General features: G+C 60.1%; 15 protein-coding genes. 5 read left to right on the top strand and 10 right to left on the bottom strand.

Annotation, left to right across the window (positions count from 1 at the left end; translation table 11 throughout):
- Nucleotides 1–108 precede the first annotated feature (108 nt).
- Nucleotides 109–1,107, bottom strand: coding sequence for an AraC family transcriptional regulator (locus tag CUN63_RS04845; RefSeq protein ID WP_129437577.1), 999 nt, complete (start codon nt 1,105–1,107; stop codon nt 109–111).
- A 339-nt stretch (nt 1,108–1,446) separates the two neighbouring features.
- Here CUN63_RS04845 and CUN63_RS04840 point away from each other — a divergent pair, with 339 nt between their 5' ends.
- On the top strand, nt 1,447–2,781 hold the full coding sequence (locus tag CUN63_RS04840) for a dicarboxylate/amino acid:cation symporter (protein ID WP_129437575.1): 1,335 nt from the start codon (nt 1,447–1,449) through the stop codon (nt 2,779–2,781).
- Between the two features lie 144 nt (nt 2,782–2,925).
- On the top strand, nt 2,926–4,107 hold the full coding sequence (locus CUN63_RS04835; protein WP_129437573.1) for a CaiB/BaiF CoA-transferase family protein: 1,182 nt from the start codon (nt 2,926–2,928) through the stop codon (nt 4,105–4,107).
- Nucleotides 4,108–4,227: 120 nt separating this feature from the next.
- Here the strand turns inward: CUN63_RS04835 and CUN63_RS04830 are convergent, their stop codons facing one another.
- Together CUN63_RS04830 and CUN63_RS04825 are read right to left on the bottom strand one after the other, a co-directional pair.
- Nucleotides 4,228–4,722, bottom strand: coding sequence for a SprT family zinc-dependent metalloprotease (locus tag CUN63_RS04830; protein WP_033055255.1), 495 nt, complete (start codon nt 4,720–4,722; stop codon nt 4,228–4,230).
- A 158-nt stretch (nt 4,723–4,880) separates the two neighbouring features.
- The gene (locus CUN63_RS04825; protein ID WP_008147981.1) at nt 4,881–5,483 is read right to left on the bottom strand and encodes a Yip1 family protein; all 603 of its coding nucleotides are present in this window, start codon (nt 5,481–5,483) and stop codon (nt 4,881–4,883) included.
- Nucleotides 5,484–5,854: 371 nt separating this feature from the next.
- Between CUN63_RS04825 and ttcA the strand changes: the two genes are divergently transcribed.
- On the top strand, nt 5,855–6,679 hold the full coding sequence (gene ttcA, locus CUN63_RS04820; protein ID WP_129437571.1) for a tRNA 2-thiocytidine(32) synthetase TtcA: 825 nt from the start codon (nt 5,855–5,857) through the stop codon (nt 6,677–6,679).
- Nucleotides 6,680–6,831: 152 nt separating this feature from the next.
- Nucleotides 6,832–7,506, top strand: coding sequence for a DNA-3-methyladenine glycosylase I (locus CUN63_RS04815; protein WP_074879137.1), 675 nt, complete (start codon nt 6,832–6,834; stop codon nt 7,504–7,506).
- Nucleotides 7,507–7,605: 99 nt separating this feature from the next.
- Here the strand turns inward: CUN63_RS04815 and CUN63_RS04810 are convergent, their stop codons facing one another.
- From CUN63_RS04810 to arsC, 3 genes are read right to left on the bottom strand one after another with little or no spacing between them, the layout of a single operon-like run.
- Nucleotides 7,606–8,031 (bottom strand): DUF2069 domain-containing protein, encoded by a 426-nt coding sequence (locus CUN63_RS04810; RefSeq protein ID WP_008147986.1) that lies wholly within the window; start codon nt 8,029–8,031, stop codon nt 7,606–7,608.
- A 1-nt stretch (nt 8,032) separates the two neighbouring features.
- Nucleotides 8,033–8,629 carry an NAD(P)H:quinone oxidoreductase gene (gene wrbA / locus CUN63_RS04805; RefSeq protein WP_111451702.1) on the bottom strand — a complete coding sequence of 199 codons (597 nt, stop codon included), beginning with the start codon at nt 8,627–8,629 and terminating at the stop codon, nt 8,033–8,035.
- Nucleotides 8,626–8,979 carry an arsenate reductase (glutaredoxin) gene (gene arsC / locus CUN63_RS04800; RefSeq protein ID WP_129437568.1) on the bottom strand — a complete coding sequence of 118 codons (354 nt, stop codon included), beginning with the start codon at nt 8,977–8,979 and terminating at the stop codon, nt 8,626–8,628. The genes wrbA and arsC overlap by 4 nt, the downstream gene beginning before the upstream one ends.
- Nucleotides 8,980–9,093: 114 nt before the next feature.
- Here arsC and CUN63_RS04795 point away from each other — a divergent pair, with 114 nt between their 5' ends.
- Nucleotides 9,094–9,561, top strand: a complete 468-nt coding sequence (locus CUN63_RS04795; protein ID WP_129437566.1) for a TlpA disulfide reductase family protein — start codon at nt 9,094–9,096, stop codon at nt 9,559–9,561.
- Between the two features lie 111 nt (nt 9,562–9,672).
- Here the strand turns inward: CUN63_RS04795 and CUN63_RS04790 are convergent, their stop codons facing one another.
- The 4 genes from CUN63_RS04790 to CUN63_RS04775 all read right to left on the bottom strand — a co-directional run bounded on the left by CUN63_RS04790 (nt 9,673) and on the right by CUN63_RS04775 (nt 14,507).
- Entirely contained in the window at nt 9,673–10,077 is a 405-nt protein-coding gene (locus tag CUN63_RS04790; RefSeq protein WP_129437564.1) for an META domain-containing protein, read from the bottom strand.
- Nucleotides 10,077–10,511 carry a hypothetical protein gene (locus CUN63_RS04785; protein WP_129437562.1) on the bottom strand — a complete coding sequence of 145 codons (435 nt, stop codon included), beginning with the start codon at nt 10,509–10,511 and terminating at the stop codon, nt 10,077–10,079. Before CUN63_RS04785 ends, CUN63_RS04790 begins: the two co-directional genes overlap by 1 nt.
- 77 nt (nt 10,512–10,588) lie before the next feature.
- Entirely contained in the window at nt 10,589–11,581 is a 993-nt protein-coding gene (locus CUN63_RS04780) for a 2-hydroxyacid dehydrogenase (RefSeq protein ID WP_129437560.1), read from the bottom strand.
- 172 nt (nt 11,582–11,753) lie between these two features.
- Nucleotides 11,754–14,507: a response regulator gene (locus tag CUN63_RS04775; protein ID WP_129437558.1), complete on the bottom strand. Its 2,754-nt coding sequence runs from the start codon at nt 14,505–14,507 to the stop codon at nt 11,754–11,756.
- Between the last annotated feature and the right edge of the window lie 198 nt (nt 14,508–14,705).

Genomic DNA, 14,705 nt, shown 5'->3' with positions numbered 1-14,705 from the left:
TAGCGGTAGATCAAAAGATCGCAGCCTCGTTTCACTCGACAGCTCTTACAGGTGTACGCCAAACCCCGTAGGAGCTGTCGAGTGAAACGAGGCTGCGATCTTTTGATCTTAATTCTCTTGCGCGCGGTAGGCCCCAGGCGTCAACCCGGTCCACTTCTTGAACGCCCGGTGAAACGCCGAAGGCTCTGAAAACCCCAGTTGCTCGGCAATCTGCTGCAACGACAGGTCCGCACGCCCCAGGTGATAAATCGCAATGTCCCGGCGCAGCTGGTCCTTCAACTCCTGAAAACTCGACCCTTCTTCACGCAAATGCCGACGCAAGGTCTGCGGGCTGATGTGCAAGTGCGCGGCCACCGCTTCCAGGTCCGGCCAGTGTGAACTGTCGCGGCTGAGCAACCGGCGCAACTGGCTGCTCAAACTGTCACCGTCATCCGGGCGCGACAACAGGTCGGCGGGGGAGCGTTCGAGGAAATGTTTGAGCGTCCGTTCGTCCTGCAGCAGTGGCATGTTCAAGTAGCGACTGTGAAACAGCAGGCTGCTCTGAGCCGTGGAAAAGGCCATGGGGCAGGGGAATAGCAAATCGTACTCGGCGCCGTGCTCGGGCCTTGGGTAGCTGAACGTCGCCTGTTCCAGCCGAATGCGCTGGCCGATCAGCCAGCTGCCGAGTCGATGCCACACCATCAGCTGGCTCTCGGTGAGGAAGTGGTCCGGGTCGCGGAACTGCGAATCGTCGAGGCTGAGGCGAATCATGTCGTCTTCGCGGGTCAGGGTCAGACGCGGACCGTCGGGGAACAAGCCATAAAACAATAAGCCGCGATGCAGTGCTTTCTCCAGATTGCGGCAGTGGATCACCGCATGGCACATCATCGCGAAGCTGCCGGTTTTGCTCGGGACCGGCCCGAAGCCCAGGTATTCGTCGTCCAGTGCCAGCCACAGTCCCTGGATCAATCGGGTGAACTGTTCAGGCGCGATTCTCGCTCGTGGCTCTTCAAGCAACTCCGGGCTGATGCCGAGTTGTTGCAGCAAATTTGAATAGTCATAACCCAGCCGGCGTGCGCCACCGAGGGCGGCACGGGCGAAATGACTGGCGATGGTGCGTTCGCGCATAGAAGGCAGGTCCGTCCATTGAACGGCGGATGGTAGCTGTGGTGCCTGATAAGGAACAAGGCGGATATCCGCCAAATTGTAGGACGAGGTCTGGTCGATGGGCGGAAATCCGCCACTTTGCCGTACCTGTTTGGTGACAAAGAAAAACCTGTAACCCTTGATGTCAAAAGGCGTGCTGGCGATTTGACGAAGGTGGCACGGGCCTTGCGATACAACCCGCAGATGCCTGCCGTTGCGCAGCTCGACAAAACAAATCCCTCCAGTGCAGGAGGGTTCGCAATTGAAGTGTCTTTGGCAACAGATGGATGTTGTCACCGGGCACTCTTGAGGAACTTTGCAATGACGACTCGTCAGCCACTGTACAAATCCCTGTATTTCCAGGTGATCGTTGCTATTGCCATCGGCATCCTGCTCGGTCACTTCTACCCGCAGACCGGTGTAGCCCTCAAGCCGCTGGGTGACGGGTTCATCAAACTGATCAAAATGATCATCGCCCCGATCATCTTCTGCACCGTCGTCAGCGGTATCGCGGGCATGCAGAACATGAAGTCGGTCGGCAAGACCGGCGGTTACGCGCTGCTGTACTTCGAAATCGTTTCGACCATTGCATTGTTGGTCGGTCTGGTGGTGGTCAATATCGTGCAGCCGGGTGCTGGCATGCACATCGACGTCACTACGCTGGATGCCTCCAAAGTCGCTGCTTATGTAGCGGCCGGTGCTGATCAAAGCGTTGTTGGCTTCCTGTTGAACGTGATCCCGTCCACCATCGTCGGCGCGTTCGCCACAGGCGATATCCTGCAAGTGCTGATGTTCTCGGTGATCTTCGGTTTCGCCCTGCATCGCCTGGGTGCCTACGGCAAGCCGATCCTGGACTTCATCGATCGCTTCGCCCACGTGATGTTCAACATCATCAACATGATCATGAAACTCGCGCCACTCGGTGCCTTCGGTGCCATGGCGTTCACCATCGGTGCCTACGGTGTGGGTTCGCTGGTGCAACTGGGCCAGTTGATGTTGTGCTTCTACATCACTTGCCTGTTGTTCGTTCTGGTGGTGCTGGGCGGTATCGCTCGCGCTCACGGCTTCAGCGTGTTGAAAGTGATTCGCTACATCCGTGAAGAACTGCTGATCGTGCTGGGTACTTCTTCTTCGGAATCGGTACTGCCACGCATGCTGATCAAGATGGAACGTCTGGGCGCGCAGAAATCCGTTGTGGGTCTGGTGATCCCGACCGGTTACTCGTTCAACCTCGACGGTACGGCGATCTACCTGACCATGGCAGCGGTGTTCATTGCTCAGGCAACCGACACCCACATGGACATCACTCACCAGATCACCCTGCTGGTGGTGTTGCTGCTGTCCTCCAAAGGCGCTGCGGGCGTGACCGGTAGTGGCTTCATCGTGTTGGCGGCCACCTTGTCCGCCGTTGGCCACCTGCCGGTTGCCGGCCTGGCGCTGATCCTCGGTATCGACCGCTTCATGTCCGAAGCCCGTGCCCTGACCAACCTGGTCGGTAACGCTGTTGCCACCCTGGTTGTGGCCAAGTGGGTCAAGGAGCTGGACACCGACGTGATGCACGCGGAACTGGCTTCTGGCGGTCGCGGTATTTCCGACGAGCGTGAAGAAGACGACCTGGGCGTGGCCGAAGGCCCAACCCCAAGCAACGTCAAGTAAGACGGCTGCACTGAAAAAACCCGCTTTGGCGGGTTTTTTCATGCCTGCGATTTGAGCGCAACGGTCAGCGCATCTGACGCATAAGGTGATTGCTGCAATGCTGTCGGCTGCCTAGTCTGGGAGCATCGTTTACGGAGAACGCCCATGCTCGGTCCACTGGCATCACTCAAGGTTCTGGATTTCTCGACACTGCTGCCGGGGCCGTTCGCCTCGTTGTTGCTGGCAGACATGGGCGCCGAGGTGCTGCGCATCGAATCGCCAACGCGCATGGACCTGCTGCGGGTATTGCCGCCTCACGATCAGGGTGTTTCTGCCAGCCACGCCTACCTCAATCGCAACAAGCGCAGCCTGGCGCTGGACCTCAAGCAACCTGAGGCGCTGGAGGTGATCAAGCAGTTGCTTGCGGACTACGACATCGTGCTGGAGCAGTTCCGCCCGGGTGTGATGGAACGATTGGGCCTGGGTTATGAAGCCTTGAAGGCGATCAATCCGAAACTGATCTACGTGTCGATCACCGGTTACGGCCAGACCGGCCCCTACAAGGACCGCGCCGGCCACGACATCAACTACCTGGCGCTGGCGGGGCTGGCGAGCTACACCGGCCGCGCCGACAGCGGGCCGCTGCCGTTGGGCATGCAAGTGGCGGATATCGCCGGTGGCTCGTTGCACGGGGTGATCGGGCTGCTGGCGGCGGTCATCGCCCGACAGCAGACCGGGCAGGGGCAGCAACTGGATGTGAGCATGACCGACTGCGTGTTCAGCCTGAACGCCATGGCCGGCGCCGGGTATCTGGCCTGTGGCGTGGAGCCGGGAAGGGAGGATCAGATGCTCAACGGTGGCAGTTTCTATGACTATTACCGTTCCCGCGATGGGCGCTGGTTCTCGGTGGGCAGTTTGGAGCCCGCGTTTATGAAACAACTGTGTGCGGCGCTGGGGCTGGAGGAGCTGGAAACTTTGGGCTTATCGCCTGAACCAGCCTTGCAGAAGGCGCTGAAGAACGCGCTGAGGATTGAATTCGAGACGCGCGATTTCGCCGAGTTGTGCGCGCTGTTTGCCACGTTGGATGCGTGTGTCGAGCCGGTGTTGAGTTTGGGCGAAGCGGTGCGGCATCCGCAGTTGAAGGCTCGGGCGCTGGTGACCGAAGTGCCGCGTGGGGATGGGACGACTCAGGCGCAGATGGCCTGTCCGTTGAAGTTTTCAGAGGGGTTGCCTGAGCCGAAGCACATTGGCGCGGCGCTGGGGCAGCATACGGATCAGGTGTTGGGGGAGTTGGGGTTTAGTGCTGAGCGGATCGAGCAATTGCGGGCTGCCAAGGTGGTTGTGTAGCGCCTGCCAGGACGCCTTCGCGAGTAAGCCCGCTCCCACAGGGGATCTTCGGCGTGACATAAATTCAGTGTGGGAGCGGGCTTGCTCGCGAAGAGGCCGGCACAAACACAGAAAATCTAACTACTCGACCCGCATTTCCCCGCTGAACACCAACGTACTCCGGCACCGCCGACACAAATACCGCCGCCCTTGCCGCACCAAGCCATGGCGCTGGGCCGAAAACGGAAAGTCACTGTCCGCACACGGACACTTGTAGATGTAGCGGGTCACGCTGCGGCGTTTGACGTCATAGGTGTGGCAACGATTGGGCGGCAGCTCGTACACGCCGCGCATGATCAGTTGCCACTCTTCGCCATGCGGCTGGATGCGGTCGCCGAACAGTTGATGGGCGATCAGGTGCGCAACCTCGTGGGCCACGGTTTGTTTGAGGAAGTCTTCGGTGTTTTCCCGGTACAGCTGCGGATTGAAGCGCAGCAGGTTCTCGTGCAAATGCGCGACACCGGCTTTTTGCCCGCGCAGCTTGAGGCTCACCACGGGGCGTTTGAAAGGTCGTTTGAAAAAGGATTCGGCGAGTTGGTAACAGTCTTCGACGCGGGTATTGAGTTGCTCGGGCATGCTTGATGGATCTCCAGAGACGTCGAGTATGCCGCAACCCTCGAGAGTTGCGAATCGCCGAGGCGCCGAATGGTCGTCACCGTTTTCTATCCTTGAGCATTAGAAGGCCGCCTTGCGGCGGCCTGTGTTGGCAGATCTTGTTTTTGGGTGATGTGTTGCTAATTGGTGTAGACCGGCCCCACGCCGAGTCCCCAGACAATTACAGTGAACGCCATGATGGCCACCAACACCACCAGGCCTACAGCAAGCACCGAACTTGAAAACAGAAATCCCTCGTCTGATGGAATGTTCATGAAAGTGGGTAGCCCCACATATAGCAGGTACACCGTGTAGCAGATGGCCGCGGTGCCGACGATCATCCCAAGCCACATGTGTGGGTACAGCGCCGCCAGACCGCCGATAAACAGCGGTGTCGCGGTGTAGGTCGCAAATGCAACGCAGCGTGCCAGACTAGGGTTGGCGTCATAGGTACGAGCCATCCAGTGGATGAACGCGCCCATTACCGCCACACCGCCGAGCATCGCCAGGTACGACATGACCGTCATCCATATCGCGCTTTCCACCGTGAGCATCACCGGTGCGCGACTGCCAATGACCCAGCCGACCTGAGTGGTGCCGATAAACGCGGACACCGCGGGGATCGCCGCCAGAATCAGGGTATGAGTGAGATACATGTGGCTGATGCTTTCCTCCTGATCGCCACGGATCTCTTTCCATTCTTGGTCAGGGTGGGTGAAGAGCCCCACTACGTGATGGATCATGCCAGTCACTCCTCTTGTTTTTGCCGTCGCCCCCCAGTGGAGCGCCTACGGGCCAAAGTGGCCGAGTAAGGAAAGGTCTGGATATGTGTGCGACCTTATGTCGCAGTATAGGAAGGACTTAACGACGCAGGTTGCAGGGCTTTAGAGCAAATTGCGCTGTAAACACGCCTGCTAATCGCCGCAGGGTCTGTCACCACAATCCATGTGGGAGCGGGCTTGCTCGCGAATGCGGTGTGTCAGGCAATATGGTTTCGACTGACACACCGCATTCGCGAGCAAGCCCGCTCCCACAGAGGATAGGGGGCTCTTCGCCCGTGACCGGTTTTTGCGTAAAATGCCGGCCTTTCGTCACACCTCACGGATTTCGCGTCATGGGCACTCTTACGGTCAACCAGAACAAACTGCAAAAGCGCCTTCGCCGCCAGGCCGGTGAGGCTGTTGCCGATTTCAACATGATTGAAGATGGCGACAAGGTCATGGTCTGCCTGTCCGGTGGCAAGGACAGCTACACCATGCTCGACGTGCTGATGCACTTGCAGAAGGTCGCTCCGATCAAGTTCGAGATCGTGGCCGTGAACATGGACCAGAAGCAGCCGGGTTTTCCTGAGCACGTGCTACCGGCCTACCTCAAAGAGCTGGGCATTGAGTACCACATCGTCGAGAAAGACACCTATTCGGTGGTCAAGGAGCTGATCCCGGAGGGCAAGACCACCTGTTCGCTGTGCTCGCGCCTGCGTCGCGGCACGCTCTACACCTTCGCTGACGAAATCGGCGCGACCAAAATGGCCCTCGGTCATCACCGCGACGACATCGTCGAGACCTTTTTCCTGAACATGTTCTTCAACGGTTCGCTCAAAGCCATGCCGCCGAAGTTGCGCGCCGACGATGGCCGCAACGTGGTGATCCGCCCGCTGGCCTACTGCAACGAAAAAGACATCCAGGCCTACTCGGACTTCAAGCAATTCCCGATCATCCCGTGCAACCTCTGCGGTTCTCAGGAAAACCTGCAACGTCAGGTGGTCAAGGACATGCTTCAGGAGTGGGAACGCAAGACGCCAGGCCGGACCGAAAGCATATTCCGCAGCTTGCAGAACGTGATCCCGTCGCAGCTGGCGGACCGCAATCTGTTCGACTTCACCAACCTCAAGATCGATGAAACCGCAGCTTCGCGGTTCGTCAATGTTGTAAACATCTGAACAAAATTGTGGGAGCGAGCTTGGTCCGGGCGGCGTTCCGACGATAGCGGTGTGTCATTCAGCAGAGATGTCGACTGATACTCCGCAATCGTCGGAACGCCGCCCGGACCAAGCTCGCTTCCACAGGTTTTTCGATTACCTCAGGAGAGGGCATGCGCGATTACAAGTGGCTGCACGAATACTGTCTGAACCGCTTCGGTTCAGCGGCTGAACTGGAAGCCCATCTGCCCGTTCCGAAAACCCCGGCGCAATTGCGCAAGATCAGCGACGACCGCTACCTCTCGACCATGGCACTGCGCGTCTTCCGCGCCGGGCTCAAGCACAGCCTGGTGGACGCCAAATGGCCAGCGTTTGAAGAGGTGTTCTTCAAGTTCGACCCTGAGAAAGTCGTGCTGATGAGCGCCGAACACCTTGAGCGTTTGATGCAGGATGCGCGGATCATTCGTCACCTGGGCAAACTCAAGAGCGTGCCGCGCAACGCGCAGTTCATTCTGGATGTGGCGCATGAGAAGGGCAGCTTCGGCGCGTTGATCGCCGATTGGCCGGTCACGGATATCGTTGGGTTGTGGACCTACCTGAAAAAGCGCGGTCATCAATTGGGCGGGTTGTCGGCCCCGCGGTTCTTGCGGATGGTGGGTAAGGACACGTTTGTGCCGAGCTACGACGTGGTCGCGGCGTTGAATGCGCAGAAGATCGTCGACAAGGTGCCGACCAGTCTGCGGGATCTGGCCACGGTGCAGGGCGTATTCAACCAGTGGCATGAAGAGAGTGGCGGGCGGCCGATGAGCCAGATTTCGATGATGCTGGCCTACACCGTGAACCATTAAGACCGAGTCGATCCCTTCGCGAGCAAGCCCGCTCCCACAGGGGATTTGTGAACGACGCAGATCCAATGTGGGAGCGAGCTTGCTCGCGATGGCGGTGTGTCAGGCGACGGAGGTTTCGCCCTCGCCAGCCAACTTGCGGTTCAACTGAAACCGCCACCGCACATACAACAGCGCCGAGCAGAACACCGCCAGGCTCGCGCCCATTTCCAGCAAACCGAACAGCTGCCGGTTCGGGTCATACGCGGCCAATGCGCCCTTGATGAAATACAGGTTCACCACAAAGCACATCCATGAATGCCCGCGCGCACTGCCGATAATCATCCCCGGCGCCAGCAACAGCAGCGGCACCAGTTCGATCAGCAGAATCACCCACGGCCGGGCGCCGTGCAGGTCGGCGACCACCAGGTAGTAGGCGCACAGCAAACCCACCAAACCGAAGTAGCACAGCAGGCTGATGACACGCATCGCTCGGACCCGCGGTTCGAGCCATTCGATGGAGGGTAAAATCTTCGGCTTTTTGGCCACGTCAGTTCCCCAGTTTCTGTGCAGTCTTCGCCAAGCGCAGGCCCAAGGCCCGACACAGCGCGACTTCATGTTCATTCAAGCCGCTTTTGCCATCGGCCCCGGCGTGATGGCTGGCGCCGTAAGGCGTGCCGCCGCCACGGGTTTCCAACAGGGCCGATTCGCTATAAGGCAGGCCGGTGATCAGCATGCCGTGGTGCAGCAAGGGCAACATCATCGACAGCAGCGTGGTTTCCTGGCCGCCGTGCAGGCTCGCGGTGGAGGTAAAAACGCCAGCCGGTTTGCCCACCAAAGCGCCGGTCAGCCACAGGTTGCTGGTGCCGTCGAGGAAGTACTTGAGCGGCGCGGCCATGTTGCCGAACCGGGTCGGGCTGCCCATGGCCAGGCCCGCGCAGTTCTTCAAATCGTCGAGGCTGGCGTACAGCGCACCTTCGTCGGGGATGTCCGGCGACACGGCTTCGCATTCGGTCGAGATCGGCGGGACCGTGCGCAACCGGGCTTCAAGGCCGGCCTGCTCGACACCCCGGGCGATCTGCCGGGCCATTTCATTGGTCGAGCCGCTGCGGCTGTAATACAGAACCAGAATGTACGGCGCACTCACGGCAGCAACTCCAGCACATTCTCCGGCGGCCGGCCGATGATGGCTTTGTCGCCGACTTCCAGAATCGGTCGCTCCATGAGTTTCGGGTTGGCGGCGATGGCGGCGATCAATTGCGCCTCGCTGAGGCTGCTGTCGGCCAGGTTGAGGGTTTTGTACTCGTCCTCACCGGTGCGTAGTAGTTGCCGGGCGCTGATGCCGAGCTTGGTCAGTAGGCTCTGGATTTGCGCGGCATTGAGCGGGGTGTCCAGGTATCGGACCACCGTCGGGGTCAGGCCACGGGCTTCGAGCAGTTCGAGCGCACCGCGGGATTTCGAGCAGCGCGGGTTGTGATAAAGCGTCAGATCGGTCATGTGCGGTTCGCATCTTGCGTAAGGTGACGGCTATTCTAACTGTGCAGCGCGTAATCCAGAACCTTGGGAGGCGATGGGTCGCAGGCGCATTCAATTTTGAACAAGGAATACGACATGACTAGGCGACTGGCAGCGGCATTGGCGATCATCGGTACGTTATTGCTGGGGGGCTGTGGTAACGACTATGGCATCGACCAGAGCGGCCAGAAAGTCGCCGCCGAACGTCTGGACAAACAATGGCTGGTGCTCAATTACTGGGCGGAATGGTGCGGGCCGTGCCGGACCGAGATCCCGGAATTGAACACCCTGGCCGATCAGCTAAAGGCCAAGAAGATTGGTGTGTTCGGGGTCAACTTCGACAATCTGCAGGGTGAAGAGCTGAAAAGCGCCAGTGAAAAACTGGGCATCAAGTTCACCGTGCTGGCTTCTGATCCGGCCGATCTTTTCGAGTTGCCGCGCAGTGAGGCGTTGCCGGTGACTTACATCATCGATAACAAGGGCAAGGTACGGGAACAGTTGATGGGCGAGCAGACGGCGGCGGGGGTGATGGCGAAGCTTGAGGCGTTGCAGGCGAAGAACTAAAAGCAAAAGATCGCAGCCTCGCCAAGGCTCGACAGCTCCTACATGGATTGCCGAACACCCTGTAGGAGCTGTCGAGCCTTGGCGAGGCTGCGATCTTTTCGGGGCTGATGATCAACCCTCTTCAAGCCACCAACGCAGCGGCTTCCCTTCTGCCGGCCAGAAACGCATCTGGTCGATCGGCGAGACGTCCCAGCGCTGAACGTTTTCCAGCGCCTGGAGGAAACGCTTTTCCTGCTCCATCAACGCCGGTGCACACCGTTTGCGCGTGCTGCCGACCTTGCCGAAGCTCAGCTTGTCGCCTTCCAGGGTGTACGGCGCGAACCAGTGGTTGCAGCCGCCGTTGCCGTAGGCCCGACCGTCTTCACCGAGGGTGACGCTCAGGTGGCTGTAGTCCATCAATGGACGTTCGCCAATCCACTCCAGAATGTAGCTGCGGTTCTGTTGCAATTGCACCGGCTCGGCGGCGCAGCCCAGCAGGCTGGCGCCAACCATAGCGGTCAGAGCGAGGCGTTTCATCACGCGGGCTCCTGGCATTTCGGGCACAGGTGCTTCTCGCCAACCGTGGTCCAGCCCAGTTCGGTGATCCGCGCGGTGGCAGCAGGCTTTTCAGCCTTGTTGCCCAGCTTGGCGTCGACCGCGAACTCGAAGCTCAGCTCTTTGGCGCAGCTGTCGCAGTTGACTTTCCAGGTATGGATCGCCAGTTCGCCGAACACCGGACCACTGGCCACCGCGACCCATTGGCCTGGCGGATTGATCAAGTGGCGAACCGTTTCGACGGTCAGGCGCATGGACAAGTCCTTGGCGCCTTTGAGGGTCACTACCAGCACGTCGTTGTTACGGATCGAGCCGCCGTTGCCGGTGACTTGATAACGCCCCGGCACAAGGGCGCGGCATTCGGTGAGGGTGTGTTGCGGGTTCATCAGGCTGTAGCGGAAATCGTGTTCGACCATGGGTCCTCCAAATATGCGCGGCATGCTAGCACGGACATCAGCGCAGCATGGCGCGGGCGTATGACCTTCGATCTGGTTCAGTCACCCTTTACCAAATTTACAGGCGCGCCCGCCGCCCAGGCGGCGATGTTCTGCAGGGTGGTCGCGGCAATCGCGCCCAGGGCTTCACGGGTCAGGAAGGCCTGGTGAGCGGTGATGATCACGTTCGGAAAGGTCAGCAGCCGCGCCAGCACATCGTCCTGCAGCGGCAGGTCGGAACGGTCCTCGAAGAACAGCTGTGCCTCCTCTTCATACACATCAAGCCCCAGATAACCCAACTGACCGTCCTTCAACGCGTCGATCAGCGCTGGCGTGTCCACCAGACCACCGCGTCCGGTGTTGATCAGCATCGCACCGGGTTGCATGTGCGCCAGTGACTCGCGATTGATCAAGTGTTTGCTTTGTCCATTGAGCGGGCAGTGCAGGCTGATGATCTGCGACTCGGCCAGCAGTTCCGGCAGGCTCAGGTAACGGGCGCCGAGAGCTTCGACTTGCGGGTTGGGGTAAGGGTCGTAGGCCAGCAATTGGCAGCCAAAGCCGTTCATGATTTTCGCGAAGGTCGCGCCGATCTGCCCGGTGCCGACCACGCCGACGGTCTTGCCCACGAGGTCGAAGCCGGTCAGCCCGTGCAGGCTGAAATCCCCTTCGCGCGTGCGGTTGTAGGCGCGGTGCAGGCGTCGGTTGAGCGCCAGGATCAGCGCCACCGCATGTTCCGCCACCGCGTGGGGCGAGTAGGCGGGGACTCGCACAATCGCCTGCCCCAGACGCTTTGCCACTGCCAGATCGACATGATTGTAACCGGCCGAGCGCAGGGCGATCAGGCGCGTGCCGCCCGCGGCCAGGCGTTCGAGCATCGGCGCGCTGAGGTCATCATTAATGAAAGCACAGACCACCTCGTGATGCTCCGCCAGCGCCACCGTATCAAGGCTCAGTCGCGCCGATTGAAAGTGCAGTTCAATGCCGGCCGGTAGCTCGGCACTGAGAAAACTGTCGCGGTCGTAGGTCTGGCTGCTGAAAAGAATCGTGCGCATGCGGTCCTCCATTTGACTCGGTCATGCTTTATGTAGCAGCTGGCGAAGCCTGCGTTCGGCGACGCAGTCGTCGTAAAATCAGGCGCTGCGGTCTTTCAGGTAAACCGCGTTTGCCGGATTTACGACGACTGCGTCGCCGAACGCAGGCTTCGCCAGCTGCTACAGGTAATCATCAGGCGTTTATACGGGCATGGGCGGCCAGGCGATTGATGGCCCGGTCGAGGTCTTCCAGTGCGCTGGGGGCTTTGGGGTCCTGTTGCTTGAGCAGGGTTTCGCTGCGCTGGCAGGCGGCGCGTAGTTGCGGGACGCCGCAATAACGGGTCGCACCGTGCAGGCGATGGACGCGTTCGATCAGGGCGGTATGGTCGTTGGTTTCCCGGGCGAAGCGAATCGCCTCGCGGTCGGCTTCCAGCGACGCCAGCAACATCGCCAGCATGTCCGCGGCCAGATCAGCCTTGCCGGCGGCCAGGCGCAAACCTTCTTCGTGATCGAGCACCTGCAATTCATGACCGCCACCGTGGCTGTCGCTGGAGCGCTCGGGCCCATGGTTGCGCAGCGCGAGGCCGGTCCACTTCAGCACCACTTGGGCCAGTTGTCGTTCGCTGATCGGTTTGGTCAGGTAATCGTCCATGCCGCTTTGCAGCAGCGCACGCTTTTCGTTGGCCATGGCGTGAGCGGTGAGGGCAACGATCGGCAGCGGCGTGCAATGCCGTTCACTTTCCCACTGGCGAATCGCTTCAGTGCTTTGCCGCCCGTCCATTCCGGGCATCTGAACGTCCATCAGCACCAGGTCGAAGGTTTCGGTCTGCACGGCCTTGACCGCGGCGTAACCGCTTTCCACCGCGAGGACTTTGGCGCCCATGTCTTCGAGCAGGGTTTGCACCAGCAGCAGGTTGGCCGGGTTGTCGTCGACACAAAGCACTTTTGGCGCACGGCTGGACACCGGTTCGCCGGGTTCGCTGCGGTGCTGACGCGGGTTGACCAGGTCGGACAAGGCCCGCCGCAGCTTGCGGGTGCAGGCCGGTTTGGCCTGGAGCTGGCTGTGCGGGTTGGGCACCGAGAGGTGGAACAGCGTCTGTTCAGTGGTCGGGCACAACACCAGCACCTTGCAGCCCAGATGTTCGAGGTCCCAGATGTGCTGATTGAGGCGCTCTGGCGGCATGTCGTTGCTGGTGATGCCGAGCACCGCCAGGTCGATCGCCTGATCGGTCTGATGCGCGCCGGTCACGCCATTGGTCAGGCTTTCCAACGTATTGAACGGGGTGACTTCGAGGCCGCAGTCTTCCAGTTGATGCTGCAACGCCTGACGGGCCAGTTCGTGGTTTTCCAGCACTGCCACCCGACGCCCGAGCAACGGTGGACCGGGCAGGTCTTCGGCATCGTCGCGGGTTTTGGGCAGGCTCAGGCTGATCCAGAATTCCGAGCCTTCACCGGGCGTACTGTCGACGCCAATCTCGCCACCCATCTGTTCGATCAGACGTTTGGAAATCACCAACCCCAGACCGGTGCCGCCAGGTTGCCTGGACAGCGAGTTGTCGGCCTGGCTGAAGGCCTGGAACAAGGCGCGCACGTCCTGGTTCGACAGCCCGATGCCGGTGTCCTGAATGCTGATGCGCAGTTGCACGCTGTCTTCATGCTCTTCTTCAAGCATGGCCCGGGCGACGATGGTGCCTTCGCGGGTGAACTTGATCGCATTGCTGACCAGGTTGGTGAGGATCTGCTTGAGCCGCAGCGGATCACCCACCAGCGACAGCGGCGTATCGCGATAAACCAGGCTCACCAGCTCCAGTTGCTTGGCGTGGGCGGCCGGGGCGAGGATGGTCAGCGTGTCCTGGAGCAGGTCGCGCAAGTTGAACGGAATATGGTCGAGCACCAGTTTGCCGGCCTCGATTTTCGAGAAATCGAGAATCTCGTTGATGATCCCCAGCAGGCTGTCGGCGGATTTTTCGATGGTACCCAGATAGTCGAGCTGGCGCGGGGTCAGCTCGCTTTTTTGCAGCAGATGCGTGAAGCCGAGAATGCCATTGAGCGGCGTGCGGATTTCATGGCTCATGTTGGCCAGGAACTCGGATTTGATCCGGCTGGCTTCAAGGGCTTCCTTGCGTGCCAGGTCCAGTTCGATGTTCTGGATCTCGATGGTTTCCAGGTTCTGGCGTACGTCTTCGGTGGCCTGGTCGATGCTGTGCTGCAATTCTTCCTGCGCATTCTGCAAGGTGCCGGCCATACGGTTGATGCCGGACGCCAGTGTGTCCAGCTCCTGGCTGCCGAGGGGCGGCAGGCGGGTTTCCAGATGACCGTCCTTGAGTTGCGCCACCGCTTGCTTGATCTGACTCAGCGGCCGATTGATGCTCCGACCCATGCGCAACGCCAGTAACGCCGCACCGGCCAGGCCTGCGCCGATCAGCAGCAGGCTGGCGAACAGGCTGCGGTAACCGCGCAGCAGCATGCCGTTGTGGGACAGTTCGAGTTCGACCCAGCCCAGCAGGCGGTCGGCTTCATCGGGAATCACGTCACCGGCCAGATTGCGGTGCTTGCCGAACACTGGCAGCAAGTAACGCGTCGCGTCATTGCCGCTGCGGCGCAGCATCTGCGAACTGTTGCCGACCGGCGCCTGATTGAGCATGGTCGGGCCGGCATGGGCCAACAGGGTACGGTCGGGCGCGAGGAATGAAACGGCGCGCACGTCTGTTTGTTCGAGGGATTGGGTGGCAATGCGTTCCAGCAAGTCGGTGTTCTTGTGGCCCATGGCCGGGGCCACCAGGGGCGCCAGTTGTTCGGCGATCATCTCGCCACGCTGCATAAGCTGGGTTTGCAGGTCGGATTGCTGCATCCAGGTGAAATAGCCGCCCAGAACCAAGGCCATCAGGCTGGTCGGCAACAGGGTCAGCAATAGCACGCGGCCTTTAATTCCCAGTTTCTTGAGCACGCATCTCTCCTGCATCCAGCGATTTAATGACCTGCACGTACGTCCAGCACGCGCCACCTGCGCAGTGTAGCGATTTGCAGGCGGGCAATCTTCGTAAAATTGATGTCGGCATTCGTCGGCCGGATCACCACTTTTACGTCACGGGCAAACCTTGTGTTGCCCACAGCGAGGCAATCTTGAATAATCGCCAACTGAGAA

This window comes from Pseudomonas sp. ACM7, assembly GCF_004136015.1.
Lineage (GTDB): Bacteria > Pseudomonadota > Gammaproteobacteria > Pseudomonadales > Pseudomonadaceae > Aquipseudomonas > Aquipseudomonas frigoris.
Note: the sequence above shows the minus strand (reverse complement) of the source record. Positions and strands in the feature narration are given on the sequence as shown.

Excerpts from the sequence above, each read along its gene's own strand:
- CUN63_RS04790 (WP_129437564.1), bottom strand. The coding sequence starts at position 10,077 with ATGAAACGCCTCGCTCTGACCGCTATGGTTGGCGCCAGCCTGCTGGGC.
- ttcA (WP_129437571.1), top strand. The coding sequence starts at position 5,855 with ATGGGCACTCTTACGGTCAACCAGAACAAACTGCAAAAGCGCCTTCGC.
- CUN63_RS04830 (WP_033055255.1), bottom strand. The coding sequence starts at position 4,722 with ATGCCCGAGCAACTCAATACCCGCGTCGAAGACTGTTACCAACTCGCC.
- CUN63_RS04835 (WP_129437573.1), top strand. The coding sequence starts at position 2,926 with ATGCTCGGTCCACTGGCATCACTCAAGGTTCTGGATTTCTCGACACTG.
- CUN63_RS04780 (WP_129437560.1), bottom strand. The coding sequence starts at position 11,581 with ATGCGCACGATTCTTTTCAGCAGCCAGACCTACGACCGCGACAGTTTT.
- CUN63_RS04825 (WP_008147981.1), bottom strand. The coding sequence starts at position 5,483 with ATGATCCATCACGTAGTGGGGCTCTTCACCCACCCTGACCAAGAATGG.
- CUN63_RS04795 (WP_129437566.1), top strand. The coding sequence starts at position 9,094 with ATGACTAGGCGACTGGCAGCGGCATTGGCGATCATCGGTACGTTATTG.
- CUN63_RS04815 (WP_074879137.1), top strand. The coding sequence starts at position 6,832 with ATGCGCGATTACAAGTGGCTGCACGAATACTGTCTGAACCGCTTCGGT.
- CUN63_RS04785 (WP_129437562.1), bottom strand. The coding sequence starts at position 10,511 with ATGGTCGAACACGATTTCCGCTACAGCCTGATGAACCCGCAACACACC.
- arsC (WP_129437568.1), bottom strand. The coding sequence starts at position 8,979 with ATGACCGATCTGACGCTTTATCACAACCCGCGCTGCTCGAAATCCCGC.
- CUN63_RS04845 (WP_129437577.1), bottom strand. The coding sequence starts at position 1,107 with ATGCGCGAACGCACCATCGCCAGTCATTTCGCCCGTGCCGCCCTCGGT.
- CUN63_RS04840 (WP_129437575.1), top strand. The coding sequence starts at position 1,447 with ATGACGACTCGTCAGCCACTGTACAAATCCCTGTATTTCCAGGTGATC.